We start from the raw sequence: 22,460 nt of genomic DNA on the forward strand, positions 1-22,460 counted from the left end.
AGGCCGGTACGATGACCGGCACTGCCTGAAGGCGATCAGATACGCAGAGCGCCATCGATTTCGAGACAGCGACCATTGACGTAGTCGTTCTCGAGAATGAAGGTGACGGTTTTGGCGATCTCTTCCGGTTTGCCCAGACGCTTGGCCGGGATACCGGACGCGATCTTTTCCAGTGCTTCCGGCTTCATGCTCATCACCATCTCGGTGCCGATGTAGCCCGGTGCGATGGAGGCTGCACGGATACCGTAGCGCGCCAGCTCCTTGGCCCAGGTGACCGCCATGGCCTCGACACCAGCCTTGGTGGCCGTGTAGTTGGTCTGGCCCATGTTGCCGGAGCGTGAAACGGAAGAGATGTTGATGATGCAGCCTTCACAGCCCAGCTCAATCATTTTGGCAGCGGCTTCACGCGCACAAAGGAAGGTGCCGGTCAGATTGACGGCGATAACCTGATTCCACTGTTCCATCGACATTTTGCCGACCACCTGACCATCCTTGGCCTTGATGAACAGGCCGTCACGGGTGATGCCGGCATTGTTGACCAGACCGTTGATGCCGCTGAAGTCGCGGACGATATCAGTAAACAGTTTCTCGACGTCAGCCTCTTCAGCGACGTTGGCCGTGTAGGTGCGCGCCTCGACACCCTTTTCCATGCACAGGCCTGCAGTCTGTTCCAGGTCGTCCTGGTTCAGATCCACCAGTGCCAGCTTGGCGCCCTTGTCAGCGAGTTCCAGTGCCATGGCACGGCCCAGGCCTCGACCGCCGCCGGTTACAACGATTACTTTATCTTTGAGTTCCATCAGGAATCCCCTTTCATAAATGGGTACTTTCTTATTGTGCGCCGCAACATATTGCAGTGCAACAATTTAGTTTGCATCGTCCAAAAAGTCTATATGTGTCGCAATAAAGTCATGAAATGTATTAATAATGAAGGGTTTAGGTGTTACACGCTGATTGCGGTATAAGACTTAACTTTTTGTAAAATAAGGGTTTTCTCTTATATGGGCGGAGTGGGTGCGGCAGCATGACTTTGGGTCTGAACTGAGCGATCATGTGACTGTCCGATTGATATACCCAGCTTGCGTTGCAGGAGTCACATGCGCTTTCTCTTTCTGTTGTTCATCATCATTCCAATCATTGAAATCACCGTCCTGATTCAGGTGGGGCAGGCAATAGGCGCCTGGTACACCGTTGGACTGGTGCTGTTGTCTGCCTTTATCGGTGTCAACATGCTGCGTCACCAGGGGCTGTCGACGCTGGCGCGCGCCCAGCAGCGCATGGATCAGGGTGAGGTGCCGGGACAGGAGATGGCCGAAGGGATCCTGCTTGCGGTGGGTGGCGCATTGCTGGTGACTCCGGGCTTTGTGACGGATGTGATCGGCTTCAGTTGCCTGATCCCGGCCGCACGCCGCGCCTTGATCAAACCCCTGATCAGTCGTTTCACCGTTGTGGCGGCCACCCACCGGCATCAGACCGATGATGTGCATGTGTATACAGCAGACCCGGATGATTACAGAACAGTTGAGGAGCGTGATCCGATTGAGGGTGAAATCACGCATCGCGATCGATAAAAAATCCTGTTCGGCCCCTTGAAAACACCCCCTGTCCCCCCCATTTCCTGCTGCAGGATGGAGAGCTCTGCAGCTGCAAAAAAAGTTGCAGCTCAGGCATTGAAAAGCCGGCAGGCTCCCCCCATTAACGTTGCAACCTGAATTCGGGTCGCGCATCGCGTCCGCATTAACAACAACATCGCATTGGATCCTAGATACCAGGAGAACAACCAGATGAAAATTCGTCCACTTCACGACCGTGTTGTAGTTCGCCGCAGCGAAGAAGAGACCACTACGGCTGGCGGTATTGTGCTGCCGGGCTCTGCAGCCGAGAAGCCCAACCGTGGCGAAGTCGTGGCAGTAGGTCCGGGCCGGACTCTCAACAACGGTGAGATTCAGGCGCCTTCCGTAAAAGTGGGTGACAAGATCCTCTTCGGTCAGTATGCCGGCTCCAACACCGTCAAGGTCGATGGTGATGAACTGCTGATCATGCAGGAAGGTGAGATCTACGGCGTCCTGGAAGACTGAAAGCTCAGCTTCGCGTCGCTCAAATCGTCAACTTATTAACTCGATACTGAATACAGGACTAGTGAACAATGGCTGCTAAAGACGTACGTTTTGGTGATGATGCCCGTCAGCGCATGCTCAAGGGCGTGAACATCCTGGCTGATGCAGTAAAGGCAACTCTGGGCCCGAAAGGCCGTAACGTGGTACTGGACAAGTCCTTCGGTGCACCGACTGTGACCAAGGATGGCGTATCCGTCGCCAAAGAGATCGAACTGAAAGACAAGTTCGAGAACATGGGTGCACAGATGGTCAAGGAAGTCGCTTCCAAGGCCAACGATGTGGCCGGTGACGGTACCACCACTGCAACCGTTCTGGCTCAGGCGATCGTGAACGAAGGCCTGAAGTCCGTTGCCGCCGGCATGAACCCGATGGACCTCAAGCGCGGCATCGACAAGGCTGCGAAGGCGGTTGTTGAGCAGTTGGCAGCCATGTCTGTACCTTGCGAAGACTCCAAAGCGATCGCGCAGGTGGGCACCATCTCTGCAAACTCTGATCCGGAAATCGGCCGCATCATCGCTGAAGCGATGGAGCGTGTTGGCAAGGACGGTGTCATCACTGTTGAAGAAGGATCCGGCTTCGATAACGAACTGGATGTGGTTGAAGGTATGCAGTTCGATCGTGGCTACCTGTCTCCCTACTTCATCAACAACCAGGAGAACATGTCAGCTGAGCTGGAAGACCCGTTCATCCTGCTGGTAGACAAGAAAATCTCCAATATTCGTGAACTGTTGCCAACACTGGAGCAGGTTGCAAAGTCTTCCCGTCCGCTGCTGATCGTAGCTGAAGATGTTGAGGGTGAAGCGCTGGCGACGCTGGTGGTCAACACCATGCGCGGTATCGTCAAGGTGTGTGCCGTCAAGGCCCCTGGATTTGGCGACCGTCGCAAGGCGATGCTGCAGGATATCGCCGTGATCAGCGGTGGTCAGGTGATCTCTGAAGAGATCGGCCTGAGCCTGGAAACCGTGACCCTGGAACAGTTGGGTACTGCCAAGCGCATCAACATCACCAAGGAAAACACGGTGATTGTCGATGGCTCCGGTACCAAAGCTGATATTGAGACACGTGTACAGCAGATCCGTACCCAGATCGAAGAAACTACGTCTGACTACGATCGTGAAAAGCTGCAGGAACGCGTTGCCAAGCTGGCAGGCGGTGTGGCCGTAATCAAGGTGGGTGCTGCCACTGAAGTGGAAATGAAAGAGAAGAAAGCCCGCGTTGACGATGCCTTGCACGCGACCCGTGCTGCGGTTGAAGAAGGTGTGGTACCGGGCGGTGGTGTTGCCCTGATCCGTGCCCTGAGCAAGGTGGAAGGCCTGGAAGGCGACAACCATGACCAGACCATCGGCATCCAGCTGGCATTGCGTGCCATGGAAGCGCCGCTGCGTCAGATCGTGGGCAACGCCGGTGGCGAAGGCTCTGTAGTCGTTGACAAGGTACGTGCAGGTGAAGGCGCCTTCGGCTTCAACGCCGGTACCGAAGAGTACGGCGACATGATGGAAATGGGCATCATCGACCCGGCCAAGGTAACCCGTTCTGCGTTGCAGGCGGCTGCTTCCATCGCCGGTCTGATGATCACCACCGAAGCCATGGTTGCTGACCACCCGGAAGAGAACGCCGGTGGCATGCCTGACATGGGCGGCATGGGCGGAATGGGTGGCATGGGCGGCATGATGTAATTCAGCCTCCCTCACGCCTTTGATGGCCCTGAAAGCCCCGCATACGCGGGGCTTTTTCGTTCCCGGCAAACCTGCTAGGGTTGAGCGCTTAACGCCGACAGAGAAATCGAAACATCATGAGTGAACGCAAGGAGCCAGGCCTGGACACGGCCGGGCTGGAATCGATAGCGGCCGAGCCGGTGTCCCGCTCTTCTTCCAGTGTCGCCCCTGAACGTGCGGCGGCTGCGCCCGCTCCTGCTGGAGCGGGGCGGGGCGGCAGCCTTCTGATAACGTTGATCCTGCTGCTGTTGGTAGCCGGGGTGGGTTACCTGGGTTTCACGCTTACGGAACACCAGGGGCGTTTGCAGCAGCTGGAGCAGGATTTGACTCAGGCACAGCAGCGGGTAGAGGTGCTGGAGGAAATGCTGGAGGTCACGTCTGACAGCGCCGCTCAATCCGGTCAGACGCTGCAGCAGCGGCTGGAAGACCTGAGTGGGCGTGTGAATGAGCGGGTGACCCATGTTGACTCTGAAATTGCCAAGCTGTGGACCATTGCCTATCAGCGTAACAAGCCTCAGCTGGATGCGCATGCCGAACAGTTGAAAACACTTGAGGGCTCTCTGGCCGAGTTGGGCAGCAGTCTGAAATCGGTCCGCCAGCAGGCGGCTCAGGCAGGTAAGGCGCTTGAAGAGGCCAGCGCTGCAAAGGCTGCTGCCAGCAGCACGCAGCAACGGCTGGACACTCGACTTAAGGGGCTGGAACAGCAGCTGAGCACGCTGGAACAGGGCCTGAAAGTGGAGAGTGAAGGTCGGCTCAAGGTACAGCAGGAGCTGACTCAGCAATTGACCGGCCTGCAGGACGGGCAGGGCGGCAGCGCCGAGTTGGCGCAACGCATTCGCCAGAATGAACAGGCGATCAGCGCAATTGATGGTACCCGACGCCAGATCAATCAGGATCTGTTGCGTATTCGACAGCAGTTGAACAATCTGCAACTCAAAGTGGAGCAGCAGTAGCATGATCAAGGTATATGGCAGTGTATTTTCCCGTGCCGGCATGGTGATGCTGGCGCTTGAAGAGCTGGGGCTGGAGTATGAAGCGGTGGATATGCTGCCGCGCAGTGAACAGACCCAGTCCAGTGAATACCGTGCATTGAACCCGACCGGAAAAATTCCGACGTTGGTGGATGGTGATCTGGTGCTGTTCGAGACGCAGGCGATTCTGTTCTATCTGGCGCGCAAGTACGGCAACGGTCGTCTTTGGGGCACGACTCCGGAAGAAGAAGCGGATATCCTGCGCTGGTCACTCTTTGTCAGCAATCAGATGGAAGTGCCGGCACTGGATATGCTGATCCAGTTCAAGTTCAACAAGGACAACCCTGATCAGTCAGTGATTGAGCGCGCGAGTAGCGAGCTGAACCGTTTTCTGCCGACGCTGGAGCAGCAGTTGCAGGAACGTGAATGGGTCAGTGGCGATCATTTCACCATTGCGGACATTCATGGCGCCATGGTGCTGAGCTGGCCCAAACTGGGTGGATTTGACTACAGCGCCTATCCCGAGGTGCATCGCTGGATCAAGTCTGTACTGTCGCATCCGGCGCAGAAGACACTGATGGCAAAAGCCGCAAAATAACAGGAAGGTAAAGGCTGCTCGTGCCGTTGCTGGCACTGAGCAGCCATACGACATGAATCTGAGAACATTTTTTGCACTGCCTGTACCTGAGCGGATTGCGCGGCCGCTGTCCGACTGCGCCGATACGCTGTGTGCCTATGATCGCGGTCTGGATGCCCACTGGGTTGACTCGGCCAACTATCATCTAACGCTCTGTTTTACAGGTGAGGTGACACTGGATCAGGTGACCGAACTGGAACAGTTGTGCCGTGAGCGGCTCAAGCGGCAGGGCAGCTTTATGGTGCAGCTGGATCGGCTGGCCTATTATAAGGCCAATCCGCGTCTGGCCGTACTGGCGGCGCTGACGAGCGAAAGCGAGCCATTGATGGAGCTGCACCGGCAGATGGTCGAGATCGCCAAGGAAGCTGGAATTCGGTATGATGAGCGCGATTTCAAACCTCATATTACGCTGGCCCGTTTGCCGGCCAGTAACCGGTTCGAGGTGCCCGATTGCTGGCCGCAACCGGGACTGACCACACCGGCGGATTCAGTGGTGTTGTTTCAGAGCCGCCCGGGTGAGCGTGGCTCCATTTACACACCCCTGTTTGAGGTTCACCTGTCTGCCTGCAACCAGGCCCTATAACTACTCAGATTACACAGACTCTATGCGAACACCTGAACTGCTGTCCCCCGCCGGGACACTGAAAAACATGAAGTATGCATTTGCCTACGGGGCCGATGCGGTTTATGCGGGTCAGCCCCGCTATAGCCTGCGGGTGCGTAATAATGACTTTACGCACGACAACCTGGCCGAAGGGATTCGCATTGCGCATGAGATGGGCAAGAAATTCTTTGTTGCCAGCAATATCATGCCGCACAACTCCAAGCTCAAAACCTACATGAAGGATCTGGATCCGGTCATTGCGATGGGGCCGGATGCCTTGATCATGTCCGACCCCGGTCTGATCATGATGGTGAAGGACAAGTACCCGGATCTGCCGATCCATCTGTCGGTACAGTCCAACACCATGAACTGGGCGTCGGTGAAGTTCTGGCACCGGGCCGGTATCGAGCGCATCATCCTGTCCCGCGAGCTGTCGCTGGACGAGATCGCCGAGATCCGTCAGCAGTGTCCTGAGATGGAGCTGGAAGTGTTCGTGCACGGTTCGCTCTGCATCGCCTATTCCGGTCGCTGCCTGTTGTCCGGCTACATCAACCACCGTGACCCCAATCAGGGTACCTGCACCAATACCTGCCGCTGGAAGTACGACGCACACGAAGCGAAGGAAGACGAATCCGGTGATGTGGTGCCGGTACAGTCCTTCGATCCCAATGCGCAGGCCGACGAAGCTCAACCGGCGCTGGGTGAGGGCAAGCCCACCGATCGCATCTTCCTGCTGCAGGAAGAGACCCGGCCCGGCGAGTACATGCCGGCGTTCGAGGATGAGCACGGTACCTACATCATGAACTCCAAGGACCTGCGTGCCATCCAGCATGTGCACAAGCTGGCCGAGATGGGTGTGGACTCGCTCAAGATCGAAGGCCGCACCAAGTCGCACTACTATGTAGCGCGCACCGCTCAGGCCTACCGCAAGGCGATCGACGATGCGGTGGCAGGCAAACCGTTCGACATGAGTCTGATGGATACGCTGGAAAATCTGGCCAACCGTGGCTACACCGAAGGCTTCTACCGTCGTCATGTGCACGATGAGTATCAGAACTACGAAACCGGTAACTCCGTTGGCGTGCATCAGCAGTTTGTGGGCGAGATCATCGGCCATGATGCGCAGACCGGCTTCGTCGAAGTGGATGTGAAAAACCACTTCAGGAAGGGTGATACCCTGGAGTTGATGACACCCGCCGGCAACAAGCGTTTTGTATTGCAGGAAATGCTGGACAAGAAAGGTCAGGCAGCTGACGTGGCCCCGGGCTCCGGGCATCGCATGCGTATTCCGGTCGACTTCGATACCGACATGACCTACGCGCTGTTGATGCGTGATCTGCCCAACGCGCCGGCGCGTGGCTGATACACACTGACTCGCACGCAATCCAGTGGGGAGCCCTTGCTCCCCATTTTTTTGAATAACCCTTGTTGGGCAGCTGGCCTGAATGAAAACTCCTGACAAATATACCTTCATCGGTGCGGTGCGCCCGTTCAGCTTCCCGGTCGCGCTTGTCACCTGTTCGATCGGCCTGCTGCTGGCCTGGCAGCAGGGGCAATTCAACTCGCTGCAGGCAGTGCTGGTACTGGTCAGTGGCGTGCTGCTGCAGGCTGGCGTAAACCTGATCAATGACTACAGTGATCTGCCGTTGCTGCGTCGCTATCCCGACAGCGAGTGGAAGGTACGTGCCGTGCAGCGTCACTTTCGACTGGGCATGCTCTGTTTTCTGCTGGCCAGTGTTATAGCGCTCTATTTTGTCAGCCTGAGAGGCGTTAACTTTCTGTTGCTCTGTTTGCTGGGACTGGCGGGCGCGCTGGGCTATACCCTCAAGCCGGTCAACTACAAAAGTCGTGGGCTTGGTGTGGTGCTGGTGTTCTGGTTGATGGGTGTGTTGATGATCAGCGGCAGTGCCGTTGCGTTGGGTGCATCAGTGACGGCTGAACTGGTGCTGCAATCGCTGCCGGTGAGTTTGCTGGTCTCTCTGCTGTTGTTGAGTAATGAGCTGAGAGATTACGAAACCGATCAGCGCGACGGTCACAATACGTTGACAGTCAGAGCCGGGTATCATTTCTCGGTGCGGCTTTACTGCGTGCTGCTGGCGCTCGCCTATCTGCTGCTGGCATTGCTGCTGGCGCTGGGGCTGCTGCCCGGTGCCTTCTGGCTGCTGCCGAGTCTGCTCCTGACGCTGAAGCCGGTCGGCCTGCTCAATGCACAGCCGCAGCAGCGTTCAGCATTGACACCTGCCACGGCACGACTGTTGCTGGGCTTCGGCCTGTTGTTTTGTGTAGCGCTGATCGACCCGTTGCCGCCCCTGTTCTAATACCAATACCCGAGAAGTTAAGGGGCCAAATTGGTGTATAATGCTGCCCCAGATTCTGCCAGTCCCTGGACTGGCCCGACCTCAGTGAACCCAAACCAGCCAGATTGGAGAGTCGTCAATGAGCGTTATTCGCCAGGATGATTTCATCAGCAGCATCGCCGATGCGCTGCAGTTCATTTCCTACTATCACCCGATCGATTTCGTGCAGGGTGTGCACGAAGCCTATCTGAAAGAGGAAAACCCGGCGGCAAAAGACGCCATGGCGCAGATCCTGATCAACTCCCGCATGTGTGCCGAAGGCCACCGTCCGCTGTGTCAGGATACCGGCATCGTGACCGTGTTCCTGAAAGTGGGTATGAACGTACAGTGGGACGCCAAAATGTCCGTGACCGACATGGTCAACGAAGGTGTTCGTCGCGCCTACATGAATCCGGACAACGTACTGCGTGCCTCCATCCTGGCTGATCCAGCCGGCAAGCGTCAGAACACCAAGGACAACACCCCGGCGGTGATTCACTACGAAATCGTTGAAGGCGACGAAGTGGAAGTTCACGTGGCGGCCAAGGGTGGCGGTTCCGAGAACAAGTCCAAGATGGCGATGCTCAACCCGTCCGACAGCATCGTTGACTGGATCGTCAAGACCGTACCGACCATGGGGGCCGGCTGGTGCCCGCCGGGCATGCTGGGCATCGGTATCGGCGGTACTGCCGAGAAAGCGGCCGTGATGGCGAAAGAATCCCTGATGGATCCGATCGACATTCATGAATTGCGCGAGCGTGGCCCGCAGAACCGAGTTGAAGAACTGCGTCTGGAGATCATGGACGCGGTCAACGCCTTGGGCATTGGCGCTCAGGGCTTGGGCGGTCTGACCACCATTCTGGATGTGAAAATCAAGGATTACCCGACTCACGCCGCTTCACTGCCGGTGTGCATGATCCCGAACTGTGCTGCTACTCGTCACACCCACTTCACCCTGAACGGCAATGGTCCGGCCGTGCTGACGCCGCCGAGCCTGGATGACTGGCCGGAAGTGACCTTCGAGGTCGGTGCCAACACTCGCCGCGTCAACCTGGACGAGATCACCCCGGAAGCGGTAAAAGAGTGGAAAGTCGGCGAGACCATCCTGCTCAACGGCAAGATGCTGACCGGTCGCGACGCCGCGCACAAGCGCATGGTTGAAATGCTGAACAACGGCGAAGAGCTGCCGGTGGATCTGAAAGGCCGCTTCATCTACTACGTGGGCCCGGTCGATCCGGTCCGTGACGAAGTGGTGGGCCCGGCTGGCCCGACTACCTCTACCCGCATGGACAAGTTCACCCGCCAGATCCTGGAAAGCACAGGACTGCTGGGTATGATCGGCAAGTCCGAGCGCGGCCCGATCGCCATTGACGCGATCAAGGACAACCAGGCCGTGTACCTGATGGCCGTGGGCGGCGCCGCCTATCTGGTATCCAAGGCGATTACTCATGCCGATGTTATCGCCTTCCCGGAACTGGGTATGGAAGCGATCTACGAGTTCGAAGTGAAGGATATGCCGGTTACCGTAGCAGTTGATACTTCAGGCGAATCCGTACACACCACCGGCCCGGCCAAGTGGAAGGACATCATCGCCCACAAGGCGGTGTGAGCCTGTCTCGCGTTAAGTAGCACACCAATCAAAAAACCCGCTTCGGCGGGTTTTTTTGTATCGGCTATATAGTCCTGACCATAATTTATAATGCGAATCGTTGTTATTTATATCATATACAATTATTCTGGCCGGCCTAATGAGCCGATTCAGGAGATGGTGTGGTACCGGTACAGGCTGTCAGCAGATTACCCGAGCCTTCAGAAGCGCAGTTGATTCAGCTGTGTCGACGTATTCTGCCCGGCCTAAATGTTGAGCAGGGAAGCCTGGGACCTGAGCTGATGGTGTTCAACAGGGGAAACAGTCATGAGATTGGCCGGTTGATAGAGGCTCTGCAGCAGCAATATCCGGACGCTGGACGGCATTACTGGAGTGCACGCGCCTGGAACTTGATGATCTGGCAGCCGGTACTGCTGGCGTTGCTGGCGACCGAGTTACTGCAACAGACGCTGAATCTGGCACAGGTTGGGCAACATCGCAGCGGTACGCTTGTCGTGGGCATGACGCTTGGGAATGGGGCGATCGATGGGCGGGTTGCATGTCGTCGTCAGGCGATGGCCCATCTGCGAGAGGCGTGTGAATCCCTGCTTGCTGAGCTAGGGCAGCAGATCAGGGTTAACCCCGCTTTGCTCAGGCGCCTGCTGGCCGATCGTATCCTGGCAACCCTGTTGCGCATGCGTTCTTCACTGATGCAGTGCAATCACACCGACATACGTCTGCTTGCAGAGCACTGGCTGGAGGGTACTGGCTTGCAGGGGGCCAGTACGCTGATGATGTTCAGCTTGCCGCACGGTGGCCGAGAGCTGGCGCTTGATCGCAAGGCCTGTTGCCAGCATTACCGCCGGCAGGATGGTGAGTTGTGCAAAACCTGTCCGCGTCAGCCGATGGCGCTGCGCATCAAACGTTTGCAGGAGGAGTGGAGTCCGGATGCTGGAGCTGAATAATATTCGTATCCATCGAGGAGGGCGAACCATCCTTTCTCTTGATCAGTTGCGCCTTGCCACTGATCAGATAACCGTGATTCTGGGCCATAACGGTTCCGGCAAGTCCACGCTGATGAAGCTGCTGGCACGGCAGCTGACGCCGGATGAAGGGCGCGTGGAGCTGAATGCCCGCGCCTTGTCGGCCTATTCTCAGCGAGAGCTGGCGCGTGAAGTCGCCTTTCTGCCCCAGCAGCTGCCGGCTGTAGCGGGCATGAGCGTGCGTGAGCTGGTGCTGCAAGGGCGTTATCCCTGGCGAGGGCTGTTGGCCCGCTGGAGCCATGAGGATCATCGCTGCGCAGAAGTGGCTATGCGACAGACGGATGTGCTTCAGTACGCTGATCAGATGACCGACCTCTTGTCAGGTGGTGAGCGTCAGCGCGCCTGGGTGGCGATGCTGCTGGCACAGCAGTCTCCGCTTCTGCTGCTGGACGAGCCGACATCGGCACTGGATCTGTCGCATCAATACGAACTCATGTCGATGCTCTATCGGCTCAACCGGGAAACAGGTCGCGGGGTTGTGGTGATCCTGCACGACATCAACCTGGCCATGCGCTACGCCGACCGTATTCTTGCCCTCAAAGAGGGAGTGCCCGCCTTTGACGGTGAGCCGACACAGATGCTCTGTGAACAAACTCTATCCAGCCTTTATAACATCAATATTCGCCTGTGTGTGCATCCCGAACGGGATCTGCCTGTGGCCGTGGTTGCTTGAAAACAATGTCTATTTTTTTACGTCGATGTAAGACGCTCATGACCGGACTGCTGTTGGTTCTGCTGAGCATTAAAACCGCTCTCGCAATAGAAGTGCATGACAGCCGAGGTGTGCAGCCGTTTGACCAATCACCCCAACGTGTAGTGGCACTGAACTGGGGGGCAACGGAGGAGCTGATTGAGCTGGGTGTAACCCCCGTAGGCGTGGCCGATATTCGTGGCTACCGAGACTGGGTCGCCCGGCCGGCCTTGCCTGAAGGTATTGTGGATGTAGGGCGTCGTGATGAGCCGAGCCTGGAGTTGCTGGTATCGCTCAAGCCCGATCTGATCATTATCGGTTCTCAACAGCGCGGATTGCTGGAGAAGCTGGAGTCCATCGCACCGGTGCTTTATTTCGATAACTACCGAGCCGACCATAATAATGTGGCAGCGGTAGAAGAATCTTTCCTGACGCTGGCAAAGGTGTTGGAGCGCGAGCCGCTGGCGCATAACCGGTTAAAACAGCGTGATCGCCGCCTGAGCGAGCTGGCGGCACAGGTACAGGATCACTTTGGCGGCATCATGCCGAAGGTGGCCGTGGTGCGACTGGGTGATGCGACGCATGCCCGCGTATATGGCGCCAATTCAATGGTTGAAGCTGCGCTGGATGCCCTTGGCCTTGAAAATGCATTGCCTCAGCCGGTGACCACTTGGGGGCAGGTGCAAAAACAGGTGACGGATCTGGCGGCCGTGGGTGATGGGATTCTGCTCTATATCGAGCCTTTCCCCAAACGTGATCAGCTGTTCAATATGCCGCTCTGGCAGTTCATGCCCTTTGTACAGAACAAGCGTCTGGCCCCGGTCAAGCCGGTCTGGACCTATGGTGGTGCGCTGTCAATCCAGCATTTGGCTGAGGCCATTACCGATGCCCTGCTGGAGATCCAGCCTTGATACAACGCTACACCTTGTGCGGCATGTTGCTGCTGATCATCGCTGGACTGCACCTGCAAATCGAAACGCCTCTGACGGCTGCAGCGCAATGGCGGCTGTTGCTGGGTGATACCCCGACCGATTTTGCCGGCTATCAGTACTGGTTTTCGTCGCTGCCGCGTGTGGTAATGGCGCTGCTGGTCGGTGCTGTCATGGGGTTGACCGGCAGCGTGCTGCAACAGCTCCTGCAAAACCCGCTGGTATCTCCCATGACGCTGGGCGCGGCGTCTGGGGCATGGTTGGGACTGGTCGTTATTACGCTGATATCACCCACTTTGGCGGCTTTGTGGGGCAGCTGGGCCGCCATCGCCGGTGCCATGCTGGCGGTGGTGCTGGTTGTGCTGATAGCAGGACGTACCGGCCTGCGTGGCTTGCCGGTGGTGCTGGCCGGCATGGCGGTCAATCTGCTGTTGGGTGCCATCGCATCGGGACTGGTGCTGCTGAACGATCAGTATGCGCGCAATCTGTTCATCTGGGGGGCGGGGGATCTGGCCCAAACGGATTGGGGCTGGGTGGAATGGCTGCTGCCAAGGCTTTGGCCCATCCCTGTGCTGTTGTTGCTTGCCGCCAGGCCGCTGACACTGCTGCGTCTTGGGGATACGGCTGCTCAGGGGCGAGGCATGAATCTGCTGCCGGTGATGCTGGTGCTGATCCTGGTCTCGCTCTGGTTAACGTCGGTCAGTATCACAGCGGTTGGGCTGATCGGATTCATTGGCCTGTTGACGCCTAATCTGGCACGCATGCTGGGCAGTCGAAGTGCACGAGACGAAATGGCATTCAGCCTGCTGCTGGGAGCACTGCTGTTGCTTGCCACGGATGCACTGGCGTTGCTGTTCAGTCAATGGTCGTCGAATCTGGTGCCCAGCGGCGCTGCCGCAGCTCTGATTGGTGCACCTGCCTTGATCTGGCTGGCGCGTAACCGCCTTGGCGGTGGTGATGCCGGGCGTCAGTTACCCGAAGGGCGGCAGCAATTGCATCCGCTGACAGCCGGGCTGCTGATGCTGACGGCAGTGATGCTGGCGTGTCTGTCGTTGACGCTGGCGCCAACTGCCGAGGGTTGGCAATGGAGCTGGCCTGACGAGCTGGTGCTTTCACTGCGCTGGCCTCGGGTGCTGGCGGCTGCCAGTGCCGGCGCCGGTCTGGCTGTGGCGGGTGTCGTGCTGCAGCGCCTGATTCGGAATCCGCTGGCCAGTCCGGATATTCTGGGACTTTCCGCCGGGGCAACACTGGCCCTGGTTATGAGTGTCGTACTGTTTGGTGGCTCGATCCGCGAGGCGGGGCCGCTGGTGGCCTTTGGCGGCAGTCTCGCGGTACTGGCCCTGTTGCTGTTGCTCGGGCGGCGCCATGACTACGCGCCCGGCATGATGGCCCTGACCGGCATTTCGCTGGCGGCGCTGTTGGATGCAGTGGTGCAGTTCTCGCTGGCGCGTGGTACGGAAGATACCACGGCGATTCTGGGCTGGCTGGCCGGTTCGACCTACCGTATTTCTTCATCTCAATCCGTATTACTTGCGGCAGGAGCCTTGCTGGGTATTCTGCTCGCGGTGCTGGCTCGACGCGCCCTGACATTGATCGCCATTGGTGATGACTTTGCCGCCGGGCGCGGCCTGGACCGGTCACGTGCACGTATTTTATTGCTGTTGTTGGTTGCCCTGATGACGGCGTTGATTACCTCAATGCTGGGTCCGATCGCCTTTGTCGGACTGTTGGCACCTCATATGGCCAGTATGCTGGGCGCGCGGCGTGCGGTTCCCCAATTGCTGGTCGCCGCTGCTCTGGGGCTGGTGTTGATGCTGTTGGCAGACTGGTTTGGACGCATTCTGATCTGGCCACAACAGATTCCTGCCGGACTGCTCGCCTCGGTGGTGGGCGGCAGTTACTTCGTCTGGCTGCTGGCACGCCGCCGTCTGCGCTGATTACTCTGGAGATTTCCCATGTTTACGTTTTTTGAGCGTCTGACGCAGGCCTTCCCCGAGCGCCCTATAGAGCAACCACCTCAGGGGTTGTGGGCCTTCTTTCGCTTCTATTGCCGTGGCTATGAAAAGGCGCTGCTGCTGCTGGGTGTCATGACGCTGGTGGTTGCCAGCATCGAGGTCGCGATGTTTGGCTTTCTGGGCAATCTGGTGGACTGGCTGGGCAGTCGTGAACCAAGCGAGCTGTTTGCGCAGGAAGGTGTAAGGCTCTGGGGCATGACACTGCTGGTCCTGGTGGTTATGCCATTGGCGGTGGTCGCTCACTCCATGCTGTTTCACCAGTCGCTGTTTATCAACATGAGTGCCGCGATTCGCTGGAATGCCCATCGATACCTGCTGGGTCAGAGTCATCGCTTCTATCAGAACGAGTTCGCCGGCCGACTGGCGACCAAGGTAATGCAAACATCCGAGTCGCTGCGGGAAACCGTCATGAAGCTTTTGGATGTGTTGCTTTATGTATTGGTCTACCTGTCCGGCATGACCGCATTGATCATATCCGCCGACTGGCGCCTGTCGATGCCGCTTCTGGCGTGGGTGGCGTGTTATCTGTTTCTGCTTTTTGTGCAGGTGCCGAGGCTGAAGCGGCATGCGAGCCTGCAGGCAGATGCACAGTCTGAAATGACCGGGCGAATCGTCGACAGCTATACCAATTTTCATACGCTGAAACTGTTTGCCCATTCCGAGCGCGAACATGAGTATGCGCGCCGCAGCATGCAGGGTTTTCTGGATACGGTGTATCCGCTGATGCGCAGGATTACCGGGCTCAATATTGCCCTCTGGATGCTGAACGCATTGCTGATCTTTTCCACGGCCGCCCTGTCTATCCTGCTCTGGCAGGATGGCAGTGTCACGGCGGGAGCAATCACTATCGCGGTCTCGCTGACGCTGCGCCTGAAAAGTCTGTCCCAGTTCATCATGTGGGAGATTGCGGCCCTGTTTCGTAATATCGGCACGGTACAGGATGGTCAGGGCACACTTGCTCAGCCGCATGCGTTGGTAGACAAACCGGATGCAAAGCCGTTGCGCATCGTCAATGGCAATATCGATTTCGACGCGATCCGGTTTGGCTATGAGCCGGGCCGGCCTGTGATCAAGGACCTGTCATTGAGCATAAAGGCGGGTGAAAAGGTCGGTGTTGTCGGCAGTTCGGGAGCGGGCAAATCCACTCTGGTCAGTTTGCTGCTGCGGCTGTATGACACCGATCAGGGCGAGATTCGGATTGATGACCAGCCCATTCGCGAGGTGACCCAGGACAGTCTCAGAGCCGCCATTGGGGTGGTCAGTCAGGATACGTCTCTTTTGCACCGGTCGATTCGCGAAAACCTCCTCTATGGCCGACCGGATGCAACCGAAGCCGAGATGCAGGCGGCGGTGCGAATGGCGCATGCGGATCAGTTCATCCCGCAATTGCAGGATGCCAACGGGCGACACGGCTACGATGCCCATGTGGGTGAGCGAGGCGTCAAGCTTTCGGGTGGGCAGCGACAGCGCATCGCCATTGCCCGTGTGTTGCTGAAGAATGCGCCGGTTCTGGTGCTGGATGAAGCGACCTCGGCACTTGACTCCGAGGTGGAAGCGGCCATTCAGGAGAATCTGGCGCAACTGATGGCGGGTAAGACGGTAATCGCTATTGCGCACCGATTATCCACCATCGCCGCCATGGATCGCCTTATTGTGCTTGAGGCCGGGCGGGTGGTCGAGCAGGGCAGCCATCATGAATTGCTGGCCCTTGGGGGCCGCTATGCCTGGTTGTGGCGGCGGCAGAGTGGCGGTTTCCTCGGGGAATAAAAATATAGCCAAATAGTTACAAATGCTTATTTAAATAAAAAGCATTATCGTTTAGATTAATCGCACGTTACAGGCACGGATGCTGAAAATCATCATCTTACTTTCAGAGAGCAATGTAACATGCAGCTAAAACCCAGCCCGCTTCACCTCGCCGTGGTGATGGCCCTGTCCACCTACACCATGACTCAACCCGCCACTGCAGCCGAGGCTGCTATTGATCAGGAAGTGGTCGAAATCAGAGGCAGCGCCTCCACTGAAAACAGTGAAACCTATCAGGCACCGGCCACGCGCAGCGCGACGGGGCTGGCTCTGACACCACTTGAAACGCCCCAGGCGCTGACCAGTGTCAATCGTCAGCAGATGGATGACTTCGGTCTCGATAATCTCAACGATGTACTGGCCATTACGCCGGGCGTGAATGTGGAGCGCGTGGAAACCGATCGCACCTACTACACGGCACGCGGTTTTGATATCACCAACTTTCAGCTCGATGGGTTGGGCGTACCTGCGGTATACGGCAACCAGATGGGTGATCTGGATACGGCCCTGTATGACCGGGTAGAGGTCTTGCGTGGTGCCAATGGTCTTATGTCCGGCAGTGGCAATCCTTCTGCAACGGTCAACCTGGTGCGCAAGCGTCCGACGCGAGAAACGCAGGCATCCGGCAATATCAGCGCTGGTTCATGGGAACGTTATCGCATGCAGGGTGACCTGTCAGGTGCGATCAATGATGCCGGCACAGTACGGGGGCGAGGAGTCATTGCCCTTGAGGATGGAAAATCCTATCTGGATCGCTATGAGAAACAGCGTGACCTGTTCTATGGCGTGCTGGAAGCCGATCTGAGTGAGACCACCCTGCTGACCCTGGGGCACAGCCGGCAGCAGGATGATTCGGACAGTCCGCTGTGGGGTGCCCTGCCGATGCAGTTCACCGACGGCACGCCGACCGACTATGACGTATCCACCAGCACCTCCGCTGATTGGTCCTACTGGAATAACCAGACGCTCAACACCTTTGCCGAGTTGCGTGAAACGCTGGCCAATGGATGGACCGCAACAGCACGACTGACCCACACCGAAACAGAATCGGACAGTAAGCTGTTTTATGTTTATGGTACGCCCGATCCTGATACGGGCCTTGGTCTCAAGGCCTATCCGAGCCGATATGATATGGAAACCGAGCAGTGGGTTGCCGATCTCCACGCTTCCGGCCCTTTCGAGCTGGGCGGACGTGAGCATGAGCTGATTGTGGGGGCCCAGTGGTTTAAATCAGAGATATGGGATGAGTCCAACTATGGCCAGGGTATTGGTACTGATTTGAGTGCAACGGGTGCGTTTGATGGCAGCTATCCTGAACCCGCGTTCGATGCCGCTGTCGATGGCAGTGAGTGGGTACACAAACAAAGCAGTGCCTATACCACGGGGCGCTTCAGCCTGACTGACAATCTGCACCTGCTGGCCGGCCTGAAAGCCGTGACCCTTGAAAGCGAAGGCTCCAGTTATGGCAGCAGCCGCGATACGGAATATGACCTGGAGCTGGTGCCGTATGCGGGTCTGACCTATGCACTGAATGACACTTATACCTGGTATGCCAGCTATACCGAAATTTTTGAAGCGCAGGAAGAGCAGGACGAAAACCGCAGTCTGCTTGATCCCCTTACTGGCACGACCTACGAAACCGGCATCAAAGCGGATCTGTTTGGAGGGCGTGCCTACGGCTCGGTGTCAATTTTCCGCTCCGAGCAGGAAAATGTGCCCGAACTGGCAGGAACCTTTGGCGATGGGCAAAGCTATTACCGTGGTGTCGATGGCGTTAGCAGCAAAGGATTCGAGGCTGACCTTTCCGGTGAGCTGATGCCCGGCTGGCAGGCAAACGCCGGCTATGCGTATGTCGACATCGAAGACGCCGATGGCAACCGCACCAAAACAGAAACCCCTCGCCACATGCTCAAGCTGGCAACCACCTATCGCATCCCCTCAATGCCTCAGCTGAAGGTGGGCGGCAGTGTGCGCTGGCAGGACGAGGTGTCCAGTGCGGTAGCGACTCAGGATGCCTATACCCTGGTTGATCTGATGGCCAGCTACCGTATCGACAAGAACCTGACCGCTACGTTGAATATCAACAATGTGACAGACGAGAAGTACATCAACAGCGTCCGCTGGGCTCAAGCCTATTATGGTGCCCCACGCAACGCCATGCTGACGCTTGGCTGGAAATACTGATATTTCCAATGGCCCCGCCCTTGACGGGGCCTCCGGTCGTAATACTTTCCGTTTTGGTCGAAGTGACATCATCCCTGATACCAATTCAGGGTTGCATTTCATGACAACAGACTAAATAATGCGAATCGTTTTCATTAAAATTACATATTGGGTTAGTCATGCAGACCATATACAGTAAGGCTGCTCTGTTTGCTCTTGGCTGTTCGGTGTCGCTGCTGGTCCAGGCCGGGCCGCTTGACCAGACACAGAAGACGCTGCAACAGAGCCATCGCGAAGGGGCTGAAGTACAACGCAGTATCAACCAGCTGGATAGCCAGACTCGGGAAAACTACGAAGAGTACAGTGCGGTACTGCGTCAGGCTGATCTGGTGGAAGCCTATAATCGTCAGCTGTCACGCATGATTGAAGACCAGGCTCGCGAGCTGGCCGATATTGAGACTCAGCTTGCGTCCCTGGCCGAAACTGAGCAGGCGACACTGCCGTTACTGGTTCGGATGCAGGCGATGCTGGAGCAGTTTGTAGCATCTGATATGCCGTTTCTGCCACAAGAGCGAGAGCAGCGGGTCGAGCGTCTGGCGCGTTTGCTTGATCGGGCCGATGTGAGTCTTGCAGAAAAATACCGTCAGATTCTGGAAGCCTACCAGATCGAGGCCGAGTATGGTCGCACCCTTGAGGCCTGGAGTGGCACGCTGGAACAGCAGGAATCCGATCGTGAAGTGACCTTCTTAAGACTGGGTCGGGTCGGTTTGTATTATCAAACGCTGGACGGTGAAGAAAGCGGTCGCTGGAGTCGTGAGCAGGGCGGTTGGGAAACACTGGATGATCAGTTTAACTGGTCGATCCGAAAGGGAATCAGTGTGGCGCGGCAGCAGTCGGTGCCCGAGCTGCTGGAGTTGCCGCTTGAGCTGACAGGAGAGGCACTGTGAGAAATCTGTTGAAATCGATACTGGTTGCCCTGTCCTGCACGCTGACGGTCCCGGTTCATGCCAATGAGTTGCAACAACTGCTGCAGCAGATACGCACGGACGTAAACGAAGACCGTGTCCGTGATGCGGAGCGACTGGATGAGTTTCGAGGAGATCATGCGCGCCAACAGATGCTGCTGCAACAGGCAAAAGCTCGCCTGGCCGCTGCCGAGAATGAACAGGAAACCCTGAAAGCCTCGTTTCAAGCCAACGAGGATGCGTTGACTGAACAGGGCGAAGCGCTGCGCGCCCGCAGTGGTCAGTTGGGTGAAGTGTTCGGTGTGGTCAAGCAACAGGCACAGGAGCTGCGAGGTCTTGTGACTGATTCCATGATTACGGCCCAGTACCCGCAGCGATCCGAATTGCTGGCATTTGCTGAGCGCAAGCGCATTCCGACCCTGGCTGAACTGGAAGGGTTATGGTTCCTGCTGCAGCAGGAGATGACGGCTACCGGCGAAGTGGCACGCTTTAATGCACCGGTGATAACCCCGGATGGCAAGCGGCTGGATGCAGACATACTGCGGATTGGTCCCTTTACCGCAATTGATGCCGACGGCCAGTATCTAAACTACACCGGCACTGTACTGCAGCAGTTGCCTGTTCAGCCTGCCGGAAGTGTCACCTCTCAGGCCCGGGGCTTTGTCCGGGGCGATGGCAATGCGGTAGTGGTGGACCCGAGTCGGGGCAATCTGCTGGCTTTGCTGGCCCAAACCCCCAATCTCACAGAGCGGATTGCACAGGGTGGACTGGTGGGCTACATCATTCTGTCTCTTGGTGGCATAGGCCTGCTGGTTGCGCTCTGGAAACTGATTACAACCGTCGCGATTGAACTGAGTGTGCGTAACCAGTTGCGTCAGCCGCAGCAGGCGCAGAGTAATAACCCGCTGGGTCGTGTAATGCGCGCAGGTGAAGCGGGCCGTACGACCGATGAAACCGAGCTGCGGGTAGACGAAGCCCTGCTGAAGGAAGCCCCTCTTCTCGAACGGGGGCTGACACTTCTCAAGCTGGTTGCGGCCGTGGCCCCGCTGCTGGGGCTGCTGGGTACCGTGACCGGCATGATCGGTACCTTCCAGAGCATCACGCTGTTTGGAACCGGCGACCCCAAACTGATGGCGGGCGGCATTTCCCAGGCCTTGATGACTACGGTGCTGGGGCTGTGTGTGGCGATTCCGCTGCTGTTCTGTCACAGCCTGCTGGCTGCACGTAGCCGTCGCCTGCTGCAACTGCTGCAACAGAAAGGACTCGCGTTGTTGGCGGCCCAGCGTGAACGACAGAGTGATGCGGAAGAGTCGCGCCATGCTGCCTGATCTGTCCCAGTATCAGGCCGCACTGGAGGGCTTTTTCAAGGCCGGTGGTCCAGTGCTCTGGTCGCTGTTGCTGGTCAGCCTGCTGCTTTGGACACTGCTGCTGGAGCGGCTCTGGTTTCGCTGGATAGACTTCCCGCGCCGCATTCGAGTCTATCGTCAACAAAAAGCCGGTGCGCAGCGCCGTCTGCAGCGAGCGGATCTGCTGCTGGACCTGCAGGGAGCGTTGCCGCTGATCCGCACTCTGATAGCCCTTTGTCCGTTAATCGGTCTGTTGGGAACCGTGACCGGCATGATTCACCTGTTCGACACGCTGGCACTGAACGGTACCGGCAACCCGCGCCTCATGGCTGCCGGGGTGGCCCGCGCCACACTGCCAACTCTGGCGGGGATGGTGATGGCTGTAAGCGGTTTGCTGCTGTGGAACCGTCTGGCTCGCTGGAGCCAGCTGCAACGTACCCGTCTTGATATCACAGGAGCCAGAGGATGAGGCAACGACTCAATCTGGATATGATGGAAAACGATGCCGAAATCGACATGACGCCGATGCTGGACATTGTTTTCATCATGCTGATTTTCTTTATTGTATCGACCAGCTTTGTGCGCGAGGCCGGGGTTGAGATTGAACGCCCGGTGTCAGATACCTCGGAAGTGCAGGAGAGCCAGGGCGTGATGCTGGCCATTACGGCGCAGGATGAGGTTTGGCTGGATCGCCAACTGGTGGATATCCGCATGATTCGTCCCACCCTGGAGCGGCTCAAGGTGGAGCAGCCCGACCTGGGCGTGATGATTCAGGCGGACAAGGACGCCAAAACCGGGCTACTGGTACAGGTGATGGACCAGGTAAAACTGTCTGGCGTTGAGCAGGTCGCAGTCGCTACCCGCGAGGGCAAGGGCTGATGCGAGCGCTGCTGTTTGTGCCGGCGGCTGCGCTGGTCAGCCTGTTGCTGTTTGTGTTGATGGCGCATTTGGCCGGTATCGGACGATCAGAGCCGCCAATGGTAACCGATCATGCCAGCATCAATTTGCATCGGCTGAAGCTGGATTCTGAGATACAACTGCGTCAGCGCGAGTCGCTACCGCCGCCAGAGCCGGTGATACAACAGCCGGATACGCCACAGCCACCCGCCATGCAGCAGACGGCGGCGGTTGATATGCCAACGCTTGCGCTGGATATGCCAACGCCCAATCTGGATATGAACATCCGCATCAATGCCGCTGCAAATCTGTCGGCCGCCCAGGCAGTTGCGGCCCCGGCGCCTTCGCCGGGTATCAGCATGAACCTCAATGCCACACCCGTTACGCGGATGAATCCGCAGTATCCTCGCCGCGCACTGACGCGCCGGATAGAAGGGTTCGTGGTTGCCGAGTTTACCGTTGATCGGTCAGGGCATGTGGTGGCTGATTCGTTTGAAATTGTCGAGTCTTCACCACCGGGCATGTTTGACAGTGCCGTTGAGCGCGCCCTGTTGCGCTGGCGCTTCAACCCGCTGACCGAAGGGGGGCATGCCGTGCCGTTCAGAACCCGTCAGCGTCTGGAATTCAAGTTGGAGTAATC

General features: G+C 57.5%; 21 protein-coding genes. 20 read left to right on the forward strand and 1 reads right to left on the reverse strand.

The annotated features are described in order from the left end of the window. Window positions 1-35 precede the first annotated feature (35 nt). Window positions 36-797, reverse strand: coding sequence for an SDR family oxidoreductase (locus ABIE60_RS10880; protein ID WP_354469430.1), 762 nt, complete (start codon window positions 795-797; stop codon window positions 36-38). 297 nt (window positions 798-1,094) lie between these two features. Between ABIE60_RS10880 and ABIE60_RS10885 the strand changes: the two genes are divergently transcribed. The 20 genes from ABIE60_RS10885 (at window position 1,095) to ABIE60_RS10980 (ending at window position 22,458) form a co-directional block, all read left to right on the forward strand. Beyond that, entirely contained in the window at window positions 1,095-1,568 is a 474-nt protein-coding gene (locus ABIE60_RS10885) for an FxsA family protein (protein ID WP_354469431.1), read from the forward strand. 213 nt (window positions 1,569-1,781) lie between these two features. Beyond that, entirely contained in the window at window positions 1,782-2,075 is a 294-nt protein-coding gene (locus ABIE60_RS10890) for a co-chaperone GroES (protein WP_091821661.1), read from the forward strand. A gap of 68 nt (window positions 2,076-2,143) precedes the next feature. After that, window positions 2,144-3,790, forward strand: a complete 1,647-nt coding sequence (groL, locus tag ABIE60_RS10895) for a chaperonin GroEL (RefSeq protein WP_354469432.1) — start codon at window positions 2,144-2,146, stop codon at window positions 3,788-3,790. A 116-nt stretch (window positions 3,791-3,906) separates the two neighbouring features. Beyond that, window positions 3,907-4,782 carry a hypothetical protein gene (locus tag ABIE60_RS10900; protein WP_354469433.1) on the forward strand — a complete coding sequence of 292 codons (876 nt, stop codon included), beginning with the start codon at window positions 3,907-3,909 and terminating at the stop codon, window positions 4,780-4,782. Window position 4,783: 1 nt separating this feature from the next. Beyond that, entirely contained in the window at window positions 4,784-5,398 is a 615-nt protein-coding gene (locus tag ABIE60_RS10905) for a glutathione S-transferase family protein (RefSeq protein WP_354469434.1), read from the forward strand. A gap of 52 nt (window positions 5,399-5,450) precedes the next feature. After that, complete coding sequence (thpR, locus tag ABIE60_RS10910; RefSeq protein WP_354469435.1) at window positions 5,451-6,020, forward strand: RNA 2',3'-cyclic phosphodiesterase; 570 nt, start codon at window positions 5,451-5,453, stop codon at window positions 6,018-6,020. 22 nt (window positions 6,021-6,042) lie between these two features. Continuing rightward, window positions 6,043-7,404: a prephenate-dependent tRNA uridine(34) hydroxylase TrhP gene (trhP, locus tag ABIE60_RS10915; RefSeq protein WP_354469436.1), complete on the forward strand. Its 1,362-nt coding sequence runs from the start codon at window positions 6,043-6,045 to the stop codon at window positions 7,402-7,404. An 82-nt stretch (window positions 7,405-7,486) separates the two neighbouring features. Next, entirely contained in the window at window positions 7,487-8,359 is an 873-nt protein-coding gene (locus tag ABIE60_RS10920) for a prenyltransferase (RefSeq protein WP_354469437.1), read from the forward strand. Window positions 8,360-8,477: 118 nt separating this feature from the next. Then, window positions 8,478-9,986 (forward strand): fumarate hydratase, encoded by a 1,509-nt coding sequence (locus ABIE60_RS10925; protein ID WP_354469438.1) that lies wholly within the window; start codon window positions 8,478-8,480, stop codon window positions 9,984-9,986. Between the two features lie 161 nt (window positions 9,987-10,147). Continuing rightward, entirely contained in the window at window positions 10,148-10,930 is a 783-nt protein-coding gene (locus ABIE60_RS10930) for a siderophore ferric iron reductase (RefSeq protein WP_354469439.1), read from the forward strand. Further along, the gene (locus ABIE60_RS10935; protein ID WP_354469440.1) at window positions 10,914-11,681 is read left to right on the forward strand and encodes an ABC transporter ATP-binding protein; all 768 of its coding nucleotides are present in this window, start codon (window positions 10,914-10,916) and stop codon (window positions 11,679-11,681) included. The genes ABIE60_RS10930 and ABIE60_RS10935 overlap by 17 nt, the downstream gene beginning before the upstream one ends. Before the next feature lie 38 nt (window positions 11,682-11,719). Next, window positions 11,720-12,610, forward strand: a complete 891-nt coding sequence (locus tag ABIE60_RS10940) for an ABC transporter substrate-binding protein (protein ID WP_354469441.1) — start codon at window positions 11,720-11,722, stop codon at window positions 12,608-12,610. Further along, complete coding sequence (gene fhuB, locus ABIE60_RS10945) at window positions 12,607-14,565, forward strand: Fe(3+)-hydroxamate ABC transporter permease FhuB (protein WP_354469442.1); 1,959 nt, start codon at window positions 12,607-12,609, stop codon at window positions 14,563-14,565. Before ABIE60_RS10940 ends, fhuB begins: the two co-directional genes overlap by 4 nt. A gap of 18 nt (window positions 14,566-14,583) precedes the next feature. Then, complete coding sequence (locus tag ABIE60_RS10950) at window positions 14,584-16,410, forward strand: ABC transporter ATP-binding protein (protein WP_354469443.1); 1,827 nt, start codon at window positions 14,584-14,586, stop codon at window positions 16,408-16,410. Window positions 16,411-16,530: 120 nt separating this feature from the next. Beyond that, entirely contained in the window at window positions 16,531-18,633 is a 2,103-nt protein-coding gene (locus ABIE60_RS10955) for a TonB-dependent siderophore receptor (protein ID WP_354469444.1), read from the forward strand. A 158-nt stretch (window positions 18,634-18,791) separates the two neighbouring features. Beyond that, window positions 18,792-19,559: a DUF3450 domain-containing protein gene (locus ABIE60_RS10960; RefSeq protein WP_354469445.1), complete on the forward strand. Its 768-nt coding sequence runs from the start codon at window positions 18,792-18,794 to the stop codon at window positions 19,557-19,559. Beyond that, window positions 19,556-20,905, forward strand: a complete 1,350-nt coding sequence (locus tag ABIE60_RS10965; RefSeq protein ID WP_354469446.1) for a MotA/TolQ/ExbB proton channel family protein — start codon at window positions 19,556-19,558, stop codon at window positions 20,903-20,905. The genes ABIE60_RS10960 and ABIE60_RS10965 overlap by 4 nt, the downstream gene beginning before the upstream one ends. Continuing rightward, on the forward strand, window positions 20,895-21,392 hold the full coding sequence (locus ABIE60_RS10970; RefSeq protein WP_354469447.1) for a MotA/TolQ/ExbB proton channel family protein: 498 nt from the start codon (window positions 20,895-20,897) through the stop codon (window positions 21,390-21,392). The genes ABIE60_RS10965 and ABIE60_RS10970 overlap by 11 nt, the downstream gene beginning before the upstream one ends. Further along, entirely contained in the window at window positions 21,389-21,802 is a 414-nt protein-coding gene (locus tag ABIE60_RS10975; protein WP_354469448.1) for an ExbD/TolR family protein, read from the forward strand. The genes ABIE60_RS10970 and ABIE60_RS10975 overlap by 4 nt, the downstream gene beginning before the upstream one ends. Further along, a complete protein-coding gene (locus ABIE60_RS10980) occupies window positions 21,802-22,458 on the forward strand; it encodes an energy transducer TonB (RefSeq protein WP_354469449.1) in 657 nt (218 codons plus the stop codon). The genes ABIE60_RS10975 and ABIE60_RS10980 overlap by 1 nt, the downstream gene beginning before the upstream one ends. The last annotated feature ends 2 nt before the right edge of the window (window positions 22,459-22,460 follow it).

Origin of the sequence: Marinobacterium sp. MBR-109, from assembly GCF_040547565.1 — a bacterium.
Taxonomy (GTDB): domain Bacteria; phylum Pseudomonadota; class Gammaproteobacteria; order Pseudomonadales; family Balneatricaceae; genus Marinobacterium.